The sequence below is a fragment of the Sphingobium terrigena genome, from assembly GCF_003591655.1.
Taxonomy (GTDB): Bacteria; Pseudomonadota; Alphaproteobacteria; order Sphingomonadales; family Sphingomonadaceae; genus Sphingobium; species Sphingobium terrigena.
Genome location: NZ_QVRA01000010.1, coordinates 13,984 through 36,623, shown reverse-complemented (window position 1 = coordinate 36,623; position 22,640 = coordinate 13,984). Strand labels below are relative to the sequence as shown.

Below are 22,640 nucleotides of genomic sequence, written 5' to 3'. Positions count from 1 at the left end.
ATAATCACATTGTGTGGGCACGAACACTCATCATCCGATCGAGATAGCGCGCCAGCACATCAATCTCCAGATTGAAAGCCCGCCCCTGCGGCAGCGCGTCCAGCGTCGTTTCCGCGGCAGTGTGCGGGATGATGTTCAGGCCGAAATATACGCTGCCATCGGGCTGATCCTCGACGCTGTTCACGGTCAGCGAAATCCCGTCCAGCGTGATCGACCCTTTGGCCGCAAGCGCTGCGGCCAGCGCGGCAGGCGCGGCAATGACCAGCCGGGTCGAATCGCCTTGCGGCGTGGCGGACACCAGATGGCCGACGCCATCGACATGACCGGTGACAATATGCCCGCCCAGCTCATCGCCGACCTTGAGCGCGCGTTCCAGATTGAGCCGGCCGCCCTGCGCCCACAGGCCCGGCGCGGTGCGCGCGACGGTTTCCGCCGACAGATCGACCGCAAACCAGTCCGCGCCCTTTTCCACCACGGTCAGGCACGCCCCCGAACAGGCGATCGACGCGCCGATCGCGACCGACGCCATGTCATAGGCGCTGCCGATCACCAGCCGCAGGTCGCCGCGCTGCTCCGCCTGGCGGATGGTGCCGATGTCGGTGATGATGCCAGTGAACATAGGTCGAAATCCAATTGTCCGTTCGCCCTGAGCGAAGTCGAAGGGCTGCGCCGAACGCAGTGAGGTGCCTTCGCTTGCGCTCAGGCGAGGGCTTCGACTTCGCTCAGCCCGAACGGGATGAGTTGGTCGTTCCTCTAAGCGCTCGGCACCGCCTCGTAAACCTCCAGACGATCGACCCCCAGCCGTCGCTCGTCGGTCAACCGCCAGCGGTCATGCGCATGAGCCAGATCCATGAGACCAATGTCGCCGATCCCCGCCAGCCCCGCGCCGATGATGATCGGCGCGCGATAAAGCAGCAATCGGTCGACCAGCCCCGCGCGCAGGAAGGCGGCTGCCGTTTCCGCGCCCCCCTCCACCAGCAGATGATCGACCCGGTCGAGCGCGGCAATCTCGTCGGGCGCGCCGATCCGTTCCCAGCCGGCGGGCGCATCGCTCCGGCTGAGCAATATCCGGCGCGGCGAGCGATCCTCCAGCCCAGCCAGTCGCACGTCCAGCCCCGGCGCATCGGCGCGCAGCGTACCGCCGCCCACCAGTATCGCGTCATGCCGCGCGCGTTCGACATGGGCATGGGCGCGCGCATCCGGCCCGGTGATCCAGCGGCTAGAGCCGTCCGCCAGCGCAATCCGTCCATCAAGCGAGAGGCCGAGTTTCAGCGTCACATGCGGCCGCCCGCGCGTCTGGCGCAGCACGAAGCCCGCCATGGCGCGCGCGGCTTCGTCGGCCAGCAGTCCCATCTCGACCGTGATGCCGCGTTCGCGCAGCCAGGCCGCGCCCTGCCCGTCGGTGCGCGGATCAGGATCGCGCAACGCGATCACCACCCGCGCCACCCCGGCGCGCGCCATCAGGTCGGCACAGCGCGGCCCACGCGGCGACAGATGAAAGCAGGGCTCCAGCGTCACATAGGCCGTCGCCCCACGGGCCTGCTCCATCGCCTGCCCCAGCGCCTGCGCCTCGGCATGGGGGCGGCCACCCTTCTGCGTCCAGCCACTCCCGACGACATGGCCGTCCTTGACGATCAGGCAGCCGACATTGGGATTGGGGGTAGAAAGCCCGCGCCCGCGCCCCGACAGCGCGATGGCCGCAGCCATGAAACGCCGGTCGGCGGCAAGCGTCGACGCCTGGCTCAGGGCTTGGCGACTTCCGGTTGCGCGACCGGCTTGCTCTCAGCCTCCGCCTTCACCAGCCGCTGGTCGAGCATGGCGTTGATCTGCTTGACCGCTTCCTTGCGCCGGGCGGTATTGCGCGCCTCATCCTTGCGCCAGTCGATGCCGAACGCATCGGCGATCTTCTGCATCTCCACCTGATTTTTTTGCAATATGGCGTCGCGCCGGGCCAGATCCATCTTCTGTTGCAGGATGATCGCCGCATCGCTGCGATTCGCGTCCCAGCTCTGGAAATAGATGATCTTGTTGCGCGTCGGCATGGTGTTCGTGTTGGCGTCGGTGATGAAGGTCCACACGATCACCCAGGTGAACGCCATGGAAACCCCCAGCAGCGGCCATTTATGCTGGCGCGGCTGGCGGAAATAGCCCCACAGATCGCCAAGCGCGCTCTTGGGGGAAACGGGACGGGGAAAAATCGCCATGTCGCCCATATAGTGCAGGCCGCGGCCGGATGCAAAAGGGGTGATGCGCGTGAACTATCCTCCCCTTGCAGGGGAGGTAGCAGGGCGCAGCCCTGACGGAGGGGTGTCACCCTATCGATAGGGTGACACCCCTCCACCATTCGCTTCGCGAACGGTCCCCCTCCCCTTAAAGGGGAGGAATGGCGTCACCGGTCCGTCAGTGTAAAGCGCACCGTCAGCGGTTTCGTCGTCGCCACTGGTACGCCATCGCGCGTGGCGGGGCGGAAGCGCCATTTGCGCAGGGCGTGGCGCTGGGTGGCGATCCAGAAACTCTCGTCGGTCGCCGAAATTCTTGCAATGTCGGTGACGCGCCCTTCCGCGTTGATCGTCACCCGTACCGTCACCGCCCCTTCCAGTCCCTGACGGATCATCGCGCCGGGATAATCGGGCTGAAACTGCAACAACGCGCGCGGATCGATACCGGCATCAACCAACACTGGCGTGCGGGGCGGATCGGCAGGCGGCTGGATGATGGTGGGGCCAGGATCAATCCCGTCCCCCGCCCCGGTGCCACCGGTCAGGACGGGATCGCCCTGCGCGCCCGGCACAATCGGGTCCGTAGCAGTGGGTCGCTGCTCGGTCGGGCGAGTCTTGATCGGTTTCTCGATGGTCGGCTCGACAGGTTCAGGCGGGGGTGTCTTGTCGGCTTCCACCGGATAGGTTTCAAACGGCGGTGGTGTGAAAACCGTGTCGATCACCTCTTTGGGGATCAACAGCCACGCCCCGATCACCAGCGCATGGACGGCGATGGCCCCACCAATGCCGACCGGTGATCCGTTGCCGCTGCGATAGCCCGACGGCACTGGCCTCTCGCCTGCACCTGCTATTCTCCCATGCCCGATCGCTGCCTGCATCATGCTCATCCGCATTGCCCGACTCCTCTCCTGCCCGTCCGCTGTTGGACGGTGCATGACATGTTACATCATATTTCTATGATATGTTGCAACATCATTTTTCAGGTCGCGTAGATGCTATGCTTTCGCTGCTCAGAACAGCGTGTCGATGGCATGGATGATCAGCCCCACCAACCCGCCGACCAGCGTGCCATTGATGCGGATATATTGCAGGTCGCGGCCAACCGCGCCCTCAAGCCGATTGGTGATGGTGCCCGCGTCCCAGCCGCGCACCGTGTCGCTGACCAGCCGGACGATCGCATCGCCATAGGTGGCGGTCGCCCCCACCGCCGCGCGCCGCACGAAGCGGTTGATGACATGGCGCAGCCGCGCGTCCTCCTGCAACGTGCCACCCAGCTGGCGCAGCGCCTCGCCCAGTCGCCCGGCCATCGCCTTGCCCGGATCGCGCACCGCGCGCAGCAACCCGCTGCGAGCCTGTTCCCACAATCCGTCGATCCAGCGCTGCATCGCCGGATTGTCGAGAATCTCGTCGCGGATTTGGGCTGCCTTCGCCTGCATCTCAATGTCGAACTGGAGATCGAAGGCCAGCTTCGCCATCCCCTCCTCGGCCTTCAGCCGCAGGCTGTGACCCGGATCGGCGGCCATTTCCGCCAGCATCTTGCGCAGCCCGTCGATGATCGCATTGGCCAGATTTTCGTCCAGACCCGTCCAGCGCAGCACCTTGCCCGCCTTGTCATGCACCATCTGGCGAATGAGATGATCATTCGCCTCCAGCGTGTGGTCGGCCCAGTGGATGATGCCGTCCATCACCGGGGCATGGCGCCCGTCGCGCATCGCTGCTTCGATCGCCTGCCCCACCAGCGGGCCGATGTTGATGCCGCGCAGCCGCTGGCCGATCGCGCCCTTCACCATGCCGCCCAGCCGTTCCTGGTCCAGCGCCTCCAGCATATCGGCGATCAGCCGCGACGCGCCCTCACGCAACCGTCCGTCGCCCGCCGACGGACTGGCGAGGAAACGACCCGCAGCGGCGGCGACATCCATGCCGCGCATCCGCCGGGCGACGACGGCAGGCGTCAGGAAATTGTCGCGCAGGAAGATGGCCAGCGTCTCGCCGATCCGATCCTTGTTGCGCGGGATGATCGCGGTATGTGGGATAGGCAGGCCCAGCGGATGGCGGAACAAAGCGGTGACAGCGAACCAGTCAGCCAGCCCACCGACCATCGCCGCCTCGGCAAAGGCCTGCACGAAGCCGATGGCCGGGTGCAGATGCGCGGTGCTGCGCGCAGCGACGAACAGCGCCGCCATCGCCAGCAACATGCCCGTCGCCAGCAACCGCATCCGTCGCGCAGGATTGGGCTGGCTTTCGCCGATCGACCGGGGGACGCGGAGCAACTTCATGGCTCCCCAACGGTTACGCCGCCCTTTCGTTCAGGCAAAGCGTTGTTTTGCCGTCCGCCTCACTCCGCCGGTTGCACATGCCCCGGCGCATCCTTGTCATCGCCCGGCTTGTAGGTCAGCAGACCCCGGCCCAAACGCGGCCCGACCCAGCTTTCGATCGCGATGGCAAGGCTGAAGGTTGCCGGCACGATCACCAGCGTCAGCACGGTGGACAGGATCAGGCCACCGATCACGGTGATGCCCATCGGCGCGCGCCAGGCACCATCGCCCGACAGTGACAGGGCGGTCGGCACCATGCCCGCGACCATCGCCACCGTGGTCATGACGATCGGCTGGGCACGCTTGTGCCCCGCATCCATGATCGCCTCGAACTTGGGCACGCCCTTCTCCATCTCCTCCAGGGCGAAGTCGATGACGAGGATCGAGTTTTTGGCGACGATGCCCAGCAGCATCAGCAGGCCGATGAACACCGGCATCGACAGTGGCTGCCCCGCGACATGCAGCGCCAGCGCGCCGCCCAATGGCGCGAGGAGCAACGATCCCAGATTCACGAAGGGCGGCATGATCCGCTTGTAGAGCAGGACCAGCACCGCCAGCACCAGCAGGATGCCCGACACAACGGCGATGGCAAAATTCTGGAGCATCTCCAGCTGCCATTTGGCGTCGCCCGCATTGATCTTCTGCACGCCCTGGACGCGGCCTTCGTTGATCGCCTTCATCAACGGCAGCGCGTTGAGCTTGGCCATGCCTTCGCTCGTCACGACGCCCGGTGCCAGATCGGTGCCCACGACGATGCGACGGATCTGGTTATAGCGACGGATCTGCGTCGGCCCGGCCCCAAAGCTGATGTCGGCGACCACCTTCAAGGGCACCGATCCGCCGTTGATCGTGGGCACCGGCATATTTTCGATCGTACCGATATCCTTGCGGCTATCCTCAGCGATCGACACGCGGATCGGGATCTGCCGGTCGGAGAGCGAAAATTTCGCACTATTCTGGTCAATCTCGCCGATCGTCGCGATACGGATGGTCTGGCTGAGCGCTGCGGTGGTCACTCCCATGCTGGCGGCCAGGTCCAGGCGGGGCTTGATGATGATTTCAGGTCGCTGCATGTCGCCCTGCACACGGGGTGCCCGCAACTCGCGAACCTTGGCCATTTCGGCAACCAGCTGGTTGGCCACTGCATCCAACTTTTCGGGATCGTCAGACCCGAACATCAGGATGATGTCACGACCAAAGCCGCCACCCGACTGCGACTGGAAATTGACCCGCGCATCGGCAATTGTCTGGAATTTCGGTGCGACCTTGCGCTCCCAATCGACCGAAGAAATGGGTCGATCCTTTTTGAGCGTCAGGAAAATGTCGGCACTGGTGGTTTCGATGTCGGCAAAGGCGGCTTCGACCACGTCGGTATCAGCCGAAAGCATATCGGCCACCTTGCGCGTGATCGCCGTCGTCTGGGCAAGTGTGCTGCCCGGCACGGTTTCGATCTTCACCTGGCTGAAATCCGTATTGGTGGTCGGCTGGAACGTCATCGGCAATGTGGCAAAAGCGATGATCGTCGCGACAAAGGCCAGAAAGCCAAAACCGACCGTCCACATCCGGTGATCCAGAAAGATCGCGGTAAAACGCCGCCACCCGCCCCGCGCGCGATGGGCAATCGCCTTGCGCTCATCGAGCGACCAGCGCAACACGTCCATATAACGGTCCATCAGCCAGCCTTCACCATGGCTTTCGGCACCATGGGCTTTCAGGAAATAGGCCGCGATCATTGGTGTGATCAGCCGCGCGACGGCCAGGCTCATGAGCACGGACACCACCACGGTCATGCCGAACTGGATGAAGAACTGCCCCGAAATCCCCGGCATCAAGGCGACGGGCAGGAACACCGCGACGATCGCCATCGTCGTCGCCAGCACGGCCAGGCCAATTTCGTCCGCCGCGTCGATCGACGCCTGATAGGCGCTCTTGCCCATGCGCATGTGGCGCACGATATTCTCAATCTCCACAATCGCATCATCGACCAGCACGCCAGCCACGAGGCTGAGCGCGAGCAGCGAAATACCATTCAGCGTAAAGCCCATCATGTCCATGAACCAGAAGGACGGGATGGCTGACAGCGGGATCGCCAGCGCCGAAATCGTTGTTGCACGCCAGTCGCGCAGGAACAGGAACACGACAACGACAGCCAGCACCGCGCCCTCGATCATCGCGGCCATCGCGCTGTGATACTGCTCCTTGGTATAATCGACGCTGGTGTAAAGCTGCTTGTAGGTGACCTTGGGGTTTTCCTTGCGCAGCTTGTCCAGTTCCTTCATCGCCTCGTCATAGACGGTGACGTCGGACGCGCCCTTGGCCTTTTCCATGCTGAAACTGGTGACCTGACGCCCGTTCATCAACGACAGGTTGCGCTGTTCGGCATACATGTCGCGCACGTCGGCAATGTCGGCCAGCTTGACCGTGCGGCCGCCGCTGATGGCGATCTGGGTCGCGCCCAGATCACGCGCATTGGCAGCGTTGCCCAGCACGCGGATCGACTGTTCGGCCCCGGCAATTTCGGTGCGCCCGCCCGCCGCGTTGATGTTGACCTGCTGCAACTGCTGGTTGACCTGCGCGGCGGTGATGCCGAACGCCTGCAATTTGGCGGGGTCCAGAATGACGCGGATTTCCCGGCTGACGCCGCCGCCGCGATTGACCCCCGCCATGCCGCTGATCGACCGCAACCGCTTGGCCACGGTATTGTCGACATACCAGGACAATTCCTCCAGCGTCATGTCGGTCGCTTCGGCACTGAAATAGGCGATCGGCCCGCCATCAATGTCGATGCGGGTGACCTGCGGTTCCAAAATGCCGTCGGGCAGGTCGCTGCGAATCTGGTCGACCGCGTTTTTAACGTCGTTGACGGCCCGGTCGACCGGCGTGCCGATCACGAACTGGACGTTGCTGAGCGACCGGCCTTCGGACACGAAGGATGTGATTTCATCGACGCCGCTAATGCCGCGCACCGCCGCCTCGACCCGCTGGGTGACCTGGGTTTCCAGCTCGGTCGGGGCCGCGCCCGGCTGGCTGACGATGACGCTGACCATCGGAAAGCTGATGTCGGGATTATTGTTGATGTCCATGCGGCTGAAACTGACCAGACCAGCCAGCAGCAGCGCCGCGAACATGACGAGCGGCGTCACCGGATTGCGAATGGCCCAGGCCGACATATTCCGAAAATTCATGGGCTACAGCTTCCTTCGCCGGACGCAATCCGTCCCTTCATCCCGTCGCACAGCCGCCCTGATACAGGGCGCAACCTATATTTACGAAGCCTTGAGGCGCTCTGGCTTGACCTTCTGCCCCGGCGTCAGGAAAGCGCCGGCCGACGTCACAATCTTTTCATTGCCAGTAATGCCGCTGGTCACGGCCACGCCCGCCTCAGACACCTGACCCACGGTCACGGCGCGCCGTTCGACTTCATTCTTGCCATTGATCACATAGACATAATTGCCCTTGGGATCGCTCTGCACCGCCGATTCCGGCAGTAAGGGGGCGTTGCCCGATCCGCTGGTGATGGTGACGGATGCAAAACCGCCCGGCCGGATCGCAGGCTGATAGGGGAGCGCGATGCGGGCGATGCCCTGCCGTGTCTGCGGATCGACCACGGGCGATACCTGCCACACCCGTCCGGCAAACTGGTCCTTGCCACCCACCGGAGTCACAATGGCACTGTTCCCAGGACGCAGCGTCGCCAGATCACCCTCGGCCACCTGCGCCAGCAATTCCATCTCGCCATCCTTGGCCATGCGGAACAACACGCCGCTGCCAGACCCCACAATCTGTCCCGGCTCGACCGCGCGGGTCAGCACCAGGCCGTTGGCGGGCGCACGAATGTCCAGCCGCCCGGTGCGGGCGCGCTGTTCGGCGAGCTGGGCGATGGCGACATTGACGCGCGCATTGGCCGCGTCACGGGTTGCGGTGCGCTGGTCAATGTCCGCCGCGCTGATGAAACCGCGCCCGACCAGCGCCTTGGCGCGATCCAGCTGCGCCTGCGCCAGCTTCGCGTCGGCACGCGCGACATCAACCTGCGCGGCGAGCGAGTTGACCTGCTGCGCCTGCACCGACCGTTCGATCACCGCCAGCACCTGCCCGGCGCGGACCCAGTCGCCCGGCTGCACCAGGACTTGGGCGACCATGCCGCCTTCGCCCACGACCCCGACCGGCATATCAACCCGCGCGCCAAGCGATCCGGTCGCGGTCACCGTGCGTGCAACGGTCGACTGGCCCGGACTGCTGACAGTCACGACCGGCACCTGCGCCGTGGCCGCAGGCGCGGCGGCACCGCCGCCCCGTATCGAAATCCACACCGCGCTGCCGACCAGCGCGACGACGATCACCGCGGCGACCAGCCATAGCCGCCGCTTGCGCGCGCGCGCATCCTCATCGTCCAAGACGACAGTTGAGTCGGCCATGACCTGGGTTTCGTAATTCATGCGATTCTGTCTCTCCGGCGCTTCGCCATCCAGCAACTGTGTTATATGAATATAGCACCGCCCTCAACCCCCAATATCATGGGTCAAAGGGGGAGAGCAAAGCGATATTGCGCAACTGTATAAGCCAGAGCGGAGGAAATAGCACGGTGGCTCGTTTGGCGCGAAGGGGACCGGTTGCGGCGTGGCACGGGATTCATTTGCCAAAAGCCCCCGATTATGGCGCTATATGTGTCGGGTGCGAAGCATCGAGGGAGAGGAGCGCGCCATGGATTTGCTGGGTTGGATTATGATCGGCCTGCTGGCCGGAGCAATCGCGAAGCTGATCATGCCGGGACGCGATCCTGGCGGCTGTATCGTCACCATGTTGCTGGGCATCGCCGGGGCGCTGCTGGCGGGCTTTGTCGGTCGGCTTGCGGGCTTCTATGCGCCGGGCCAGAGCGCAGGCTTCATCGCTGCGATCCTGGGATCGGTCGCCGTGCTGGCCCTCTATCGCTGGTTCGCCGCGCGGAGATAGTTTTTGAAAATGCGCGGAAGAGCGCATTTTTGGAGCGGGCCGGTGCGGAACTCAACAAAAAAAGACCGCGCCCCGTTTGGAGGCGCGGCCTTTTGGGCGGTCAGTCGTGACAGGTGCGGTTAGCGCACCGATCCGCGACGGACCAGATTGACGATCGCCAGCAGGATGATCGCGCCGACCAGCGACACCAGGAAGCTGTACAGCGTCAGGCCCGCATTGTTGATCGAACCACCGCTGAAAATCATGCCGCCGATGAATGCGCCAACGATGCCGACGACGATATTGAGCAGGATGCCCTGCTGCGCGTCCGTCCGCATGACCATGCTGGCAAGCCAGCCAATGACGCCACCGACGATAAGCCACATAATGATGCCCATGATACTCTCCTTGACCACGCCCCCAGCGGGTTGGGTGCTGCGGGATTAACGGTGCAAGGGGCAGCCTGTTCCATGGGATGAAAATGATTCCGGGCGGGAAACCATCCCCGTCCCGCGTCGTTACAGGCGGTTTTTGTTGGTGCAGATGCGCCAAAGGCACATTCCCGGATGAATTCTTACGCAAAAGGGGCCGCCGGATGCTCTCCGGGGGCCCCATTCATGCTGCATCACTGATGCCCGCGCGGGCGAATCAATATTTCTGCTGCCGCTCGTAGAGGGATTTATAATATTGGATGCGCGTCACGCGCAGGCCGTGCATCCCCGACCGGTCGACTGCCCGCTGCCAGCCGGCAAATTCTTCCAGCGTCAGATTATAGCGTGCGCACGCTTCATCCACGGTCAGCAAACCGCCATTGACGGCCGACACGACTTCGGCCTTGCGCCGCACGACCCAGCGGGTCGTGTCCGGTGGCGGGAGGCTGTCCAGCGTCAGCGGTTCTCCGAGCGGCCCGACGACCTGGGCTGGCCGTATTTTCTGGTTTTCGATCATTACTACCCTCAAAAGCGGCGCTGGCGTTGTCAAATCCAGCAGCGAAACCTTGATATATGTTCAGCCCTGAAGAACGGCTAAAGCGCCAAGGTAAACGCCACCTTCATCATCCTTTCCCCACAGCTAGACGGTTCGCGATCAGCGGATTAAAGCTTCCTGCGAGCCGAACGGCTTCGATCATGCCGCCGGAACGTGGCGCGAAAATGCCCGCCAGTTCCTGGATCCAGTCCTCCGTTCCATCCTGCCCCCGCAGGACGCCCGCAACCGCCTGGGCGGTCGGGCTGGCCGCCTGCTGCGCTGCACAGGCAGCCCGCAGGAACGGCCAGACCGGCACGCGTGCGCGGCCTAGGGGTCTGGCGTTGGCGGGGTTCAGCCCGCCTGTCCGAAGAAAACTCAAATCCATGACGCTGCTTCTACGCGGCAATGGATAAGGGTCGGTAAATAGGCGCTCGCTTCGTCGCAAAGCTGAAACACTGGCACCCGACGCCCATCATCCCTATAGGCACAGCCATGCAGCCTGAGTTCCAATTGCCCCAATTCCAGTTGGCAGATCCGCTCGACGCGCGGCGCATTGTCGTTGCCATGTCCGGCGGGGTCGATTCTTCCGTCGTCGCCGCGCTTGCCGCCAAAACCGGCGCGGAAGTGATCGGCGTCACGCTCCAGCTTTATGATCATGGCGCGGCAGTAGGCCGCACCGGCAGCTGTTGCGCGGGGCAGGACATACGCGACGCGCGCGCCGTCGCCGACCGCATCGGCATCGCCCATTATGTTTTCGACTATGAAAGCCGCTTCCGCGAGTCGGTGATCGCCGACTTTGCTGATGAATATATGGCCGGACGCACCCCTATCCCCTGCGTCAAATGCAATATGGGGGTGAAATTCACCGACCTGTTCCAGATCGCGCGCGATCTGGGCGCCGATTGCCTCGCCACCGGCCATTATGTCCGCCGGGTCGAAGGGCCGCAGGGCGCAGAGTTACACCGCGCCGCTGACCCCGCGCGCGACCAGAGCTATTTCCTGTTCGCCACAACGCAGGCGCAGCTTGATTATCTTCGCTTTCCGTTGGGCGGGTTACCGAAACCGATGGTGCGCGAAATCGCCGCCGAACTGGGGCTGGCCGTAGCCTTGAAGCCCGACAGCCAGGACATCTGTTTCGTTCCCGACGGTGATTATGCCAAGATCGTGCGCAAACTCCGCCCCGACGCGGATGCAGGCGGTGACATCGTCCATATCGATGGCCGGGTGCTGGGCCGGCACAAGGGGATGATCCATTTCACCGTCGGCCAGCGCAAGGGGCTGGAAATTGGCGGCCAGCCCGACCCGCTCTATGTCATCCGCCTGGATGCGCCGGCCAAGCGCGTGATCGTAGGGCCAAAGGCGGCGCTGGCGGTATCGGGCGCGACCCTCACCGACATCAACTGGCTGGGCCGCGACTTTGCCGGGCCGCTGACCGCGAAAGTGCGATCGATGGCAAAGCCGGTGCCCGCGCGGCTGGTGAACGGGCAATTGCTGTTCGACACCCCCGAATATGGCGTCGCGCCGGGGCAGGCGGCGGTGCTCTATGATGGCGACCATGTGCTGGGTGGCGGCTGGATCGCCAGCGCGCAGAGCGCGATGGTGGAAGTCGCCTGATGTTGAATGATTGGGATGGCCGAGAGGCAGTTATGGAACCAGGCGCATTCTATAGGGTGCTTCGGGCTGTTTCCGCACCACCAACTCAAATCCCATTTCAAGAGGGCGAAACCGTGAAGCTTCGGCGTGTAGATTATAGCCGATACGATAGCTGTCATATTTATCATTTCGATACGAATACTGGGATCAAATCATACTGGCTGCATGATGATGACCCTTTGGAATCACTGACGGAAGCATTTGCTATCCAAGCTATCGGCAGGTCATGACGCTATAAGCCCCTCCCCTTCAGGGGAGGGGTTGGGGTGGGGGCTTGCAGTAAAATCCAGCGTTGGCGATTACGGCTCGCCCCCACCCCTTGGTCCACTCCCCTGGAGGGGAGGGGATAAGAAGAAGCCCAAATCCTTGCCCTCCCCCCCCGGCCCCGCTAAGGCCCGCGCGTCATGACTCGCACCCTCACCTTCGCCATTCCCAAGGGCCGCATCCTCGATGAAGCGCTGCCTTTGCTCGCAAAAGCCGGTATCGAGCCGGAGGCGGAGTTTCATGACAAGAAAAGCCGCGCGCTGCGCTTCGCGACAAATCGCCCCGACGTGTCGATCATCCGCGTGCGCGCGTTCGACGTCGCCACCTTCGTCGCCCATGGCGCGGCCCAGATCGGCATTGTCGGCTCCGACGTGGTCGAGGAATTCGACTATTCCGAACTCTACGCGCCCGTGGACCTCGACATCGGCCATTGCCGCCTGTCGGTCGCGCAACCAGCCGACCTGGCCGACGAAGATGAAGCCGCGATCAGCCATGTCCGCGTCGCCACCAAATATCCCCACCTCACGCGCAAATATTATGAAGCGCGTGGGCTTCAGGCGGAGTGCGTCAAACTGAACGGCGCGATGGAGCTGGCCCCGTCGCTCGGCCTGTCGCGCCGCATCGTCGATCTGGTGTCGTCGGGCGCAACGCTCAAGGCCAATGGCCTGGTTGAAACCGACATCATCATGCCAATCAGCGCCCGCCTGATCGTCAACCGCGCCGCGTTCAAGATGCGCTCGGCCGAACTCGCGCCGATGGTGGAGGCGTTTCGCAAGGCCGTGGGGGTGCGGGATGCGGCTTGATTGGCACTCACCTACTCCCGCGCAGGCTGGAGTTCAGTTCTGGCCTCTCGACTGGGCTCCCGCCTGCGCGGGAGCACGCAGCTTTTTGGCGCCAGGACCACGCCCATGAGCCAGCGCCTCACCACCACCTCCCCCGATTTCGCTGCCGCCTTCACCACGCTGGTCGATGCGCGCCGTGAAGCGGACGAAGATGTCTCGCGCGACGTCACCGCGATCCTGAAAGCCGTGCGCGCTGGCGGCGACGCAGCGCTGGCGGACTATACGCAGCGCTTCGACCAGCATGACCTGAACGTCACCGGCTGGGCGGTGACGCCAGCGGAAACCCGCGCCGCGCTGGACGCCCTTTCGACCCCGCTGCGCGACGCGCTGGAACTCGCGGCTGCGCGGATCACCGCCTATCATGAAAAGCAGAAGCCCGTGGACAGCGACGGCGTGGACAGCGCGGGCGTGCGTCTGGGCGCGCGCTGGAGCGCGGTGGATGCAGCAGGCCTCTATGTGCCGGGCGGTCGCGCCGCCTATCCCAGCTCGCTGCTGATGAACGTCATCCCCGCCAAGGTCGCGGGCGTGCAGCGCATCGCGATGGTCACGCCAACGCCGGGTGGGGAGATCAACCCGCTGGTGCTGGCCGCCGCGCAGATTGCGGGGATCGAGGAAATCTGGCGCGTCGGCGGGGCGCAGGCCGTTGCCGCGCTCGCCTATGGCACCGACCGGATCGCCCCGGTGGACGTCATCACCGGTCCCGGCAACGCCTGGGTCGCCGAAGCCAAACGCCAGCTTTACGGCGTGGTCGGTATCGACATGGTCGCTGGCCCATCCGAAATCGTCGTCGTCGCCGACGCTAAGAACGACCCGGACTGGATCGCCGCGGACCTACTCAGCCAGTCGGAACATGACCCGACCAGCCAGTCGATCCTGTTCACCGATGACGCGGCCTTTGCCGATGCGGTCGAACGTGCGGTGGAGGGTCGGCTTGGCCAGCTCGCCACGGAAAAGGTCGCCCGCGCCAGCTGGACCGCCAATGGCGCGATCATCGTCGTGCGCGATTTTGACGAGGCGATGCCGCTGGTCAATCGCCTGGCCGCCGAGCATCTCGAACTGGCCGTTGATGATCCCGACGCGCTGTTCGCCAAGGTGCGCCACGCAGGGTCGGTATTCCTGGGCCGGATGACCCCCGAGGCGGTCGGCGATTATGTCGCCGGTCCCAACCACGTCCTGCCCACCGGCCGCCGCGCGCGCTTCTCGTCGGGCCTGTCGGTGCTCGACTTCATGAAGCGCACCAGCTTCCTCAGCCTCGACGATGCCGCGATCCGCGCGATCGGCCCGGCGGCGGTGGCGCTCGCGGAAGCCGAAGGGCTCCCTGCGCACGCTGCTTCAGTATCTCTCCGTTTAACATAAATTTCGTTCGCCCTGAGCGAAGTCGAAGGGCTGGGCAGAGCCGAAGGCGAAGCCGCTTCGCTTCGCTCAGCAGAGGGCTTCGACAAGCTCAGCCCGAACGGCTAAGGAAGACATTATGAACGCACGCTCCAAATCCCGCTCTGCCGCACGCCTTGCTGCGGTCCAGGCGCTGTACCAGCTCGAAATGGAGGGAACCCCCGTCCATATCCTGCTGCACGAATTCCATGCCCATCGCCTCGGCGCGACGATCGAGGATGTGACCTACGCCCCGGCGGAGCAGCCCTTTTTCGATGACGTCGTGTCGGGCGTGGACAAGCGCCGCGACGAGATCGACGCGCTGATCGTCGCCCGCCTGTCGAGCGGCTGGAGTCTCGACCGGCTCGACAAGCCGATGCGCCAGATATTGCGCGCAGGCGCCTATGAACTGCTCGCCCGCGCCGACATCGCGACCGCGACGATCATCAGCGAATATGTCGACGTCGCCCACGCATTCTACGACAAGCGCGAATCCGGCTTCGTCAACGGGTTGCTCGACGCGGTGGCCAAGGACGCGCGGAAATAAAGCTCCGTTCGCCCTGAGCGAAGTCGAAGGGCACGCCTGAGCAAAGCGAAGGCATCTCGCTGCGCTCGATGTAGGGCTTCGACTTCGCTCAGCCCGAACGGTAGGGTATAGCCATGTCCGCCGAATCCCGCTTCCTCACCCTGCTGCGCCTGCTGGCCAACCACCCTGCCGCGCAGGGGTTGATGGATGATGTCGCGGTGCTGCCCGTCGGCGGCACCCGCCTGATCCTCACCAGCGACACGATGGTCGACGGGGTCCATTATCTTCCCTCCGATCCGCCCGCCGACATTGGCTGGAAACTCGCCGCCGTGAACCTGTCCGACCTCGCGGCCAAGGGCGCGCGGCCGGTCGGCTGCCTGCTCAACTATGCGCTGTCGGGTGATGAAGCGTGGGACGCCGCCTTTCTCGCCGGGCTGGGCCAAGCGCTTGACCGGCACGGCCTGCCATTGCTGGGCGGCGATACGGTGAAGATGCCCGACGGTGCCCCGCGCAGCTACAGCCTGACCGCGATCGGCGAGGCGAGCGGTCCCATCCCCGCACGTAGCGGCGCACAGCCCGGCGACACGCTCTACGTCACCGGCCCGGTGGGGGACGCGGGCATCGGCCTCTCCCTCGCCCGCGCCGATCCCGCCGCGGCCGGCCCGCTGGTCGACGCCTATCGCCGCCCCCGGCCCCGCCTGTCCGAAGGCGCGCTGATCGCCCCCCTTGCGACCGCAATGATGGACCTGTCGGACGGGTTGCTGATCGACGCGCAGCGTATGGCGCAGGCCAGCAGCGTCGCCATCACCATCGACCATATTCCGCTGTCCCCAGCGCTCGAAAGCGTGCGCGGGGCCAGCACCGCCGTCCAGATCGCCGCGGCCCAAGCGGGCGATGACTATGAACTGCTCTTCACCCTGCCGCGCGGCACCACGCCCCCGGTGCGCGCCATCCGCATCGGCCATGTCGCCACCGGCGCGGGCCTTACCCTGATGATCGACGGCGCAACCGTGCCATTACCGGCCATACTTGGCTGGGAACACGGATAGTCCCCCAACTCGCTTGACGCGCGCTGTCGGGCCTGTAGCTTCCTCTCACCCTATTCTCAGCCCGGTTGGACCGCTTATGTGCGTGTACCTGATGCTGATTGACGCGGTGCCAGATGCCGGACCCCACCCGTCCGGCCGCCCGCCGATGCGCCCTTCGTCCGCCCGTCATTCCCTGCGGAGCGGCCGATGAAAGTCATAATTGGGGGAGAGGAACATCTATGCCAATCGTCACCATCGCCATAGGGTGCGGCCTGCTGGCCGTGCTCTACGGCCTGTTCACCAGCCGCCAGGTGCTAAGCGCCCCTGCGGGCAACGCCACCATGCAATCCATCGCGGACGCCATTCAGGAAGGGGCGAAGGCCTATCTCGGCCGCCAATATACCACCATCGCCATTGTCGGCGCGGTCGTCGCGCTGCTGGTATTCTATTTTCTGGGGCTGACCTCGGCGGTCGGCTTTCTGATCGGCGCGATCCTGTCGGGCGCGGCGGGGTTCATCGGCATGAATATTTCGGTGCGCGCCAATGTCCGTACCGCCGAAGCCTGTCGCGGCACGCTGCAAAGCGGGCTGACGGTCGCTTTCCGGGCGGGGGCGATCACCGGGATGCTCGTGGCGGGCCTGGCCCTGCTCGCGATCAGCCTGTTCTTCTGGTATCTGACCGGCCCGGCAGGCCATGCGCCTGACGACCGCCTCGTCATCGACAGCCTCGTCGCGCTGGCGTTCGGCGCATCGCTCATCTCCATCTTCGCGCGCCTTGGCGGCGGCATCTTTACCAAGGCCGCAGACGTCGGCGCGGATCTGGTTGGCAAGGTCGAGGCCGGGATACCGGAGGATGACCCACGCAACCCCGCCGTCATCGCGGACAATGTCGGCGACAATGTCGGCGACTGCGCGGGCATGGCCGCCGACCTGTTCGAAACCTATGTCGTCACCGTCGGCGCGACCATGGTGCTGATCGCGCTGCTGGTCGCGGGCGTCGACAACGCCTTCAAGATGAACCTGATGTCGCTCCCCCTGATCGTGGGCGGCGTGTGCATCATCACCTCCATCATCGGCACCTATTTCGTCCGACTGGGGGCCAGCCAGTCGATCATGGGCGCGCTCTACAAGGGCTTCTGGGTCACCGCGATCCTCTCCATCCCCGCTATCTATTATGTCACCTGGCGCACGCTGGGCGATATGCACGCCGTGTTCGGCGCGGATCTGGACGGGGTCGGCGGTTATACCGGCATAGACCTGTTCTGGTCGATGATGGTCGGGCTGGCCGTCACCGGGCTGCTCGTGGTCATCACCGAATATTATACCGGCACCAATTACCGCCCGGTCCGCTCCATCGCCAAGGCATCCGAAACCGGCCACGGCACCAACGTCATTCAGGGGCTGGCCGTCAGCCTGGAATCGACCGCTTTGCCCACGCTGGTGATCGTCGCGGGCATCATCGTCGCGCACCAGCTGGCGGGCCTCATCGGCATCGCCTTTGCCGCCACCGCCATGCTGGCGCTGGCCGGGATGGTCGTGGCGCTCGACGCCTATGGCCCTGTCACCGACAATGCGGGCGGGATCGCCGAAATGGCGCATCTCGATGACAGCGTCCGGGTCAAGACCGATGCACTGGACGCGGTCGGCAACACGACCAAGGCGGTGACGAAGGGCTATGCCATCGGCTCTGCGGGCCTTGCCGCGCTGGTGCTGTTCGGCGCCTATACGGAGGATCTGAAATTCTACAATTCGGCGCTGGGCCTCACCGCCCCGGTCGATTTCAGCCTCTCCAACCCCTATGTCATCGTCGGGCTGCTGCTGGGCGCACTGCTCCCCTATCTGTTCGGGGCGATGGGCATGACCGCCGTGGGCCGTGCAGCTGGTGACGTGGTAAAAGACGTCCGCGCGCAATTTGCGGAAAATAAGGGCATTATGGACGGCACCAGCAAGCCCGACTATGCCCGCACGGTCGATCTGGTGACGAAGGCGGCGATCAAGGAAATGATCATCCCCTCGCTCCTGCCCGTCCTGGCACCCATCATCGTCTATTTCGTCATCGCCGCCGTCGCGGGCGTCTCCAACGGCTTTGCCGCCCTTGGCGCGCTGCTGCTGGGCGTCATCGTATCGGGCCTGTTCGTCGCCATCTCCATGACCAGTGGCGGCGGCGCATGGGACAATGCGAAGAAATATATCGAGGATGGCAACCATGGCGGCAAGGGCAGCGAAGCCCATAAGGCCGCCGTCACCGGCGACACGGTGGGTGATCCCTACAAGGACACCGCCGGGCCAGCGGTCAACCCGATGATCAAGATCACCAACATCGTCGCGCTGCTGCTGCTGGCGGCGCTGGCGCATGGGGGGGTGTAGGCTCCACAACGGATTGAAACGATAACAAAAATATCGTGACGAAGCGCCAACCCCGCCCTATTTCTCAGGGTGGGGTTGATCGTTTTTTGGGGGGATAGGAATGAAGGCACTTTTTGCATGGTTTGTCGGCAGCGCCCTGCCTTTCGCCGCGCTGGCGCAAACCAATGCCACCGTTGCACCGGCCCCGCCTGCTCAACCCGCCTATACGTTAAAGGACTTCGCCGCCCTGCCGCTGATGGATGCGCCCGCCCTGTCGCCCAATGGCCTGCATGTCGCCAGCCGCGTGGCGATCAACGGAGTACAGCGACTCGTCATCGCGGACATATTTGAGGGGGGTGACGGCCTGCGTTCGATAGGACTGGGCGAAAACGACCTCAACTGGTGGCAATGGGTCAATGACGACTGGTTGATTGCAGGGATGGGCACCGAAACCAACGTGCAGGGGATGCCTTGGTATATCAGCCGCGTCGCCAGCATTAAACGCGACGGCAGCAAAATAAATCTGCTGGCGAAAAATCTCGCCGCGCAAAATGCCGATGATGTCATCTGGATTGCCCGCGACGGCACGCCGCGCATCATGCTCTCTTATCAAACCTCGATATATTATGGCGAACCCGGCTTCTGGCCCAGGGTCGATGAAATCGACGTCAGCACTGGACGGATGCGCAGCGTCATCGCACCAAAGCCCCATGTCGGGAGTTGGTTTACCGACGCGACCGGCACTGTTCGGATGGGCGTGGGCTATAATGATGCCAATCGGACAGCGACGCTGCTCTATCGCCCGGACGCGAAAGCCTCTTTCCGCACGATTGATCGCGCCAATCGCCGTCGCGACGAATCGCTTATCTCGCCGGTGCTTTTTACCGCCGATCCGACCAAGGCGATTGCAGACGACGATCGGGACGGCACGGACGCCCTCTATGAACTGGACCTGACCACGCTGGAACTAGGAAAGAAGATTTTTTCCGTTCCCGGCTTCGATTTAGGATCCATATCCGCCGACAGCAGCGGCATGGCGCTGGCAGGCGTCAGCTATACCGCCGACGCGCCATCGGTCCATTGGTTCGACGCAACGCTGGCCCAGATTCAGGCAGACCTGGACAAGGCCGTCCCCAATCAGCGCGCGCGTATCCTATCGCTCAGCCGCGACCGACAGAAGATGATCGTCCATGTCGGCGCGCCTGATCAGCCAGGTGCCTATTATTATTACGACATTAATGCCGGTGTGATGAGCCTGTTATCCAAGGTCAGCGACCGTTTTGCGACCAAGGCGCGCCTCGGCCCGGTCAAGACCATTCGCTACAAGGCGCGCGATGGGCTGGAGATCGCTGCCGTCCTGACCCTCCCGGTCGGATCGGCAGTAAAGGATTTGCCACTCATCCTGATGCCCCATGGCGGCCCCTTCGCCCGCGACAGCGAAGATTGGGACTGGTGGGTACAATTCCTGGCCTGGCGCGGCTATGCCGTGCTGCAGCCTAATTATCGCGGCTCGTCGGGCTATGGCACCGCCTTTGCGGAAGGGGGAAGGGCAATGGGGCCTTGCCATGCAGGACGACCTGAATGATGCGGTCGACTGGGCCGTCAAACAAGGCATTGCCGACCCGAAACGCGTCTGCATCGTGGGCGCTTCCTATGGCGGCTATGCAGCAATGCGCGCGGCCCAGCGTGACCCGGCGAAATATCGCTGCGCTATCTCCTATGCTGGTGTATCGGACCTGGCGGCGATGATGCGCTATGACAGTCGCTTCCTCTACCATGGCACGCGCAAGGCCTGGCTGAAGGAACAGGCGCCCGATTTCGTGGCCGTTTCCCCGGTCCATTTCGCCGCGCAATTTGAGACGCCGATCCTGCTGATGCACGGCAAGAAGGACCGTCGCGTTCAGGTCAGCCAATCACGCGAGATGGCGGAAAAGTTAAAGGCCGCCGGCAAGGTACAGGGGCGCGACTATATCTATGTCGAACAACCGCTGGCCGATCATCATTTTTCCCGCGAGGCGGATCGGGTGGAATTTCTGGAACAGATGGACGCATTTCTCAAAGCCCATAATCCGGCGTAACAGTCATTGGCAGCAGTGCCCATAGGGCGTCGGTCGCGGGCAGGCTTGATTGGTTTATTGGCTCCGCTCGAAACGCGAATGGATCAAGGAAAAGTCACCCCTACCAGGGGGCCGATGTCCGACCATCCTCACCCTGTCCTACATCCCCCCATCCTGCTACAGTCCCGCCCGATCCGCTCTTTCGCATCGTCCGTCCCGCCCCCGCCGCCGCGCCGGGGGCCGCGCAAAGTTTCGCCTAAAATTTACATATATCGATATGGGCGAAGTTTGCGAAGTTCCGCCCCCGCGCCTATAGCCCCGGCCATGACCGCCGAACCCTTTGCCAGACAGCTGGCCGCGCTGGAATCGCGTGGCCGGTTGCGCCGCCTGATCCCCCGGTCGGGCCGTGATTTTGCCTCCAACGACTATCTCGGCCTGTCGGGCGATCCGATCATTGCGGGTGCTGTGGCCGACGCGATCGGGCGCGGCGTGCCGGTCGGGTCCGGCGGATCGCGCCTGCTACGCGGCAATGCCCCCGAACATGAAGGGCTGGAGGCGAAGGCCGCCGACTTCTTCCGCACCCAGGCCGCTTTGTTCGTCGCCAATGGCTATGCAGGCAACCTCGCCCTGTTCGCCACCCTGCCCCAGCGCGGCGACCTGATCGTCGCCGATGAACTGATCCATGCCAGCGCCCATGACGGTATCCGCATGAGCAAGGCCGCCGCTATGTTCGCCCGCCACAACGACGTGCAGAGCTTCGCCGACCTGATCGCCGCCTTCCGCGCCGAAGGGGGCAAGGGCCGCATCTGGATCGCGGTCGAAACCCTCTATTCGATGGACGGCGACATCGCCCCGCTGGCCGATCTCGCCAAGCTGGCGGCCAAACATGGCGGGATGCTGATCCTGGACGAAGCCCATGGCACCGGCGTATTCGGTCCGGGCGGACGCGGGCTTTCCGCCGGGCTTGATGGCCTGCACAATGTCATCACCCTGCACACCTGCGGCAAGGCGATGGGGGTCGAAGGCGCGCTGATCTGCGGCCAGCGCATCCATATCGATTATCTCATCAACCGCGCCCGCGCCTTCATCTTTTCCACCGCGCCCTCGCCGCTGATGGCGGTCGCCGTCTCTGCCGCGCTCGACCGGATCGAGGAAGCGAGCGACCTCCGCGACCGGCTGACGACGTTGCGGCAGGACGCAGCCGAATCCATCTGCGGCCCGCTCGGCCTGCCCGCCCCACGCAGCCAGATCGTGCCGGTCATATTGGGTGGCGACGCCCGCACCATGGCCGCCGCCGCCGCCCTGCAGGAAGCCGGCTTCGACGTGCGCGGCATCCGCCCGCCCACCGTCCCGCCCGGCACCAGCCGGTTGCGTATCTCGCTCACCCTCAACGTCAGCCGCGCCGACATCGCCGCGCTGGGCCGTGAACTTGTGCGGATCGTCAAATGACCATCTTCGTCATCACCGGCACCGACACCGGCATCGGCAAGACGGTATTCGCAGCTGGCTTGGCCGCGATGCTGGGAGCGCATTATTGGAAGCCGATCCAGGCCGGCATCGATCCAGATGGCGACAAGGAGGAGGTCGCCCGCCTCTCCGGCCTGCCCGCCAGGCATATCCTGCCCGAAGCCTATCGCCTGACTACCCCCGCCTCCCCCCATCTCGCCGCGCGGATCGACGGGGTAGAGATCAGTCTCGACCGCCTGACCCTGCCGCAGGTCGATGGTCCGCTGGTCGTGGAGGGCGCGGGCGGCGTGCTGGTGCCGGTCAGCGAGACGCTGCTGATGGCAGACCTGTTCGCTTATTGGGGCCAGCCCGTCATATTGTGCGCCCGCACCGCGCTCGGCACGATCAACCACAGCCTGCTCAGCATCGAAGCGCTGCGCACCCGCAAAGTGCCGATCGCGGGCATCGCCTTCATCGGCGAGCGCCATGAAGAAAATGAACGGATCATCCCGCAGCTGGCGAAAGTCCCCAGCCTTGGCCGCCTGCCTTTGCTCGATCCGCTTGGTCCCGCCAAGCTGGCCGCCGCCTTTGCCGCGCATATCCGGCTTTCCGATCCTTTCAACGGCTGATAATATTCGACCAACGACATGGACAGGATAGTTGGACAGGCGTTCAAGTC

19 protein-coding genes and 1 pseudogene are annotated in these 22,640 nt (G+C 64.2%); 10 read left to right on the top strand and 10 right to left on the bottom strand.

Going from position 1 to position 22,640, the window contains the following annotated elements; translation table 11 throughout:
• Positions 1-4: 4 nt before the first annotated feature.
• The 7 genes from D0Z70_RS12490 to D0Z70_RS12460 form a co-directional block, all read right to left on the bottom strand.
• Positions 5-619 carry a riboflavin synthase gene (locus D0Z70_RS12490; RefSeq protein WP_119746892.1) on the bottom strand — a complete coding sequence of 205 codons (615 nt, stop codon included), beginning with the start codon at positions 617-619 and terminating at the stop codon, positions 5-7.
• A gap of 134 nt (positions 620-753) precedes the next feature.
• Positions 754-1,707 carry a bifunctional diaminohydroxyphosphoribosylaminopyrimidine deaminase/5-amino-6-(5-phosphoribosylamino)uracil reductase RibD gene (gene ribD, locus D0Z70_RS12485; RefSeq protein ID WP_119746890.1) on the bottom strand — a complete coding sequence of 318 codons (954 nt, stop codon included), beginning with the start codon at positions 1,705-1,707 and terminating at the stop codon, positions 754-756.
• 35 nt (positions 1,708-1,742) lie between these two features.
• Positions 1,743-2,213, bottom strand: a complete 471-nt coding sequence (locus D0Z70_RS12480; protein WP_119746888.1) for a hypothetical protein — start codon at positions 2,211-2,213, stop codon at positions 1,743-1,745.
• Between the two features lie 176 nt (positions 2,214-2,389).
• On the bottom strand, positions 2,390-3,112 hold the full coding sequence (locus D0Z70_RS12475) for an energy transducer TonB (RefSeq protein ID WP_119746886.1): 723 nt from the start codon (positions 3,110-3,112) through the stop codon (positions 2,390-2,392).
• Between the two features lie 117 nt (positions 3,113-3,229).
• Positions 3,230-4,495: a DUF445 domain-containing protein gene (locus tag D0Z70_RS12470; RefSeq protein ID WP_119746883.1), complete on the bottom strand. Its 1,266-nt coding sequence runs from the start codon at positions 4,493-4,495 to the stop codon at positions 3,230-3,232.
• Positions 4,496-4,554: 59 nt separating this feature from the next.
• Positions 4,555-7,719 carry an efflux RND transporter permease subunit gene (locus D0Z70_RS12465; RefSeq protein ID WP_119746881.1) on the bottom strand — a complete coding sequence of 1,055 codons (3,165 nt, stop codon included), beginning with the start codon at positions 7,717-7,719 and terminating at the stop codon, positions 4,555-4,557.
• An 81-nt stretch (positions 7,720-7,800) separates the two neighbouring features.
• Positions 7,801-8,970, bottom strand: a complete 1,170-nt coding sequence (locus tag D0Z70_RS12460; RefSeq protein WP_119747115.1) for an efflux RND transporter periplasmic adaptor subunit — start codon at positions 8,968-8,970, stop codon at positions 7,801-7,803.
• 265 nt (positions 8,971-9,235) lie between these two features.
• On the opposite strand from D0Z70_RS12460, the gene D0Z70_RS12455 reads away from it, so the two are divergent.
• Positions 9,236-9,484 (top strand): GlsB/YeaQ/YmgE family stress response membrane protein, encoded by a 249-nt coding sequence (locus tag D0Z70_RS12455; protein WP_119746879.1) that lies wholly within the window; start codon positions 9,236-9,238, stop codon positions 9,482-9,484.
• Between the two features lie 119 nt (positions 9,485-9,603).
• Here D0Z70_RS12455 and D0Z70_RS12450 read toward each other — a convergent pair whose 3' ends face one another.
• The 3 genes from D0Z70_RS12450 to D0Z70_RS12440 all read right to left on the bottom strand — a co-directional run bounded on the left by D0Z70_RS12450 (position 9,604) and on the right by D0Z70_RS12440 (position 10,814).
• Positions 9,604-9,861: a GlsB/YeaQ/YmgE family stress response membrane protein gene (locus D0Z70_RS12450; RefSeq protein ID WP_119747113.1), complete on the bottom strand. Its 258-nt coding sequence runs from the start codon at positions 9,859-9,861 to the stop codon at positions 9,604-9,606.
• Positions 9,862-10,111: 250 nt separating this feature from the next.
• On the bottom strand, positions 10,112-10,411 hold the full coding sequence (sciP, locus tag D0Z70_RS12445; protein ID WP_006952381.1) for a CtrA inhibitor SciP: 300 nt from the start codon (positions 10,409-10,411) through the stop codon (positions 10,112-10,114).
• 106 nt (positions 10,412-10,517) lie between these two features.
• On the bottom strand, positions 10,518-10,814 hold the full coding sequence (locus D0Z70_RS12440; protein WP_182913948.1) for a hypothetical protein: 297 nt from the start codon (positions 10,812-10,814) through the stop codon (positions 10,518-10,520).
• A gap of 107 nt (positions 10,815-10,921) precedes the next feature.
• On the opposite strand from D0Z70_RS12440, the gene mnmA reads away from it, so the two are divergent.
• The 9 genes and pseudogenes from mnmA to bioD all read left to right on the top strand — a co-directional run bounded on the left by mnmA (position 10,922) and on the right by bioD (position 22,590).
• Positions 10,922-12,043, top strand: a complete 1,122-nt coding sequence (gene mnmA, locus D0Z70_RS12435) for a tRNA 2-thiouridine(34) synthase MnmA (RefSeq protein ID WP_119746877.1) — start codon at positions 10,922-10,924, stop codon at positions 12,041-12,043.
• Positions 12,044-12,486: 443 nt separating this feature from the next.
• Positions 12,487-13,149: an ATP phosphoribosyltransferase gene (gene hisG / locus D0Z70_RS12430; protein WP_119746875.1), complete on the top strand. Its 663-nt coding sequence runs from the start codon at positions 12,487-12,489 to the stop codon at positions 13,147-13,149.
• A gap of 105 nt (positions 13,150-13,254) precedes the next feature.
• Entirely contained in the window at positions 13,255-14,544 is a 1,290-nt protein-coding gene (hisD, locus tag D0Z70_RS12425) for a histidinol dehydrogenase (protein ID WP_119746873.1), read from the top strand.
• Positions 14,545-14,659: 115 nt separating this feature from the next.
• The gene (nusB, locus tag D0Z70_RS12420) at positions 14,660-15,106 is read left to right on the top strand and encodes a transcription antitermination factor NusB (protein ID WP_119746871.1); all 447 of its coding nucleotides are present in this window, start codon (positions 14,660-14,662) and stop codon (positions 15,104-15,106) included.
• A gap of 113 nt (positions 15,107-15,219) precedes the next feature.
• Positions 15,220-16,134 (top strand): thiamine-phosphate kinase, encoded by a 915-nt coding sequence (gene thiL, locus D0Z70_RS12415; protein WP_119746869.1) that lies wholly within the window; start codon positions 15,220-15,222, stop codon positions 16,132-16,134.
• 218 nt (positions 16,135-16,352) lie between these two features.
• Positions 16,353-18,479, top strand: a complete 2,127-nt coding sequence (locus tag D0Z70_RS12410; RefSeq protein ID WP_119746867.1) for a sodium-translocating pyrophosphatase — start codon at positions 16,353-16,355, stop codon at positions 18,477-18,479.
• Positions 18,480-18,579: 100 nt separating this feature from the next.
• Positions 18,580-20,536 (top strand): annotated as a pseudogene (locus D0Z70_RS12405) (alpha/beta hydrolase family protein).
• A gap of 303 nt (positions 20,537-20,839) precedes the next feature.
• Positions 20,840-21,964: an 8-amino-7-oxononanoate synthase gene (locus tag D0Z70_RS12400; RefSeq protein WP_119746865.1), complete on the top strand. Its 1,125-nt coding sequence runs from the start codon at positions 20,840-20,842 to the stop codon at positions 21,962-21,964.
• Positions 21,961-22,590, top strand: coding sequence for a dethiobiotin synthase (bioD, locus tag D0Z70_RS12395; protein WP_119746863.1), 630 nt, complete (start codon positions 21,961-21,963; stop codon positions 22,588-22,590). Before D0Z70_RS12400 ends, bioD begins: the two co-directional genes overlap by 4 nt.
• The last annotated feature ends 50 nt before the right edge of the window (positions 22,591-22,640 follow it).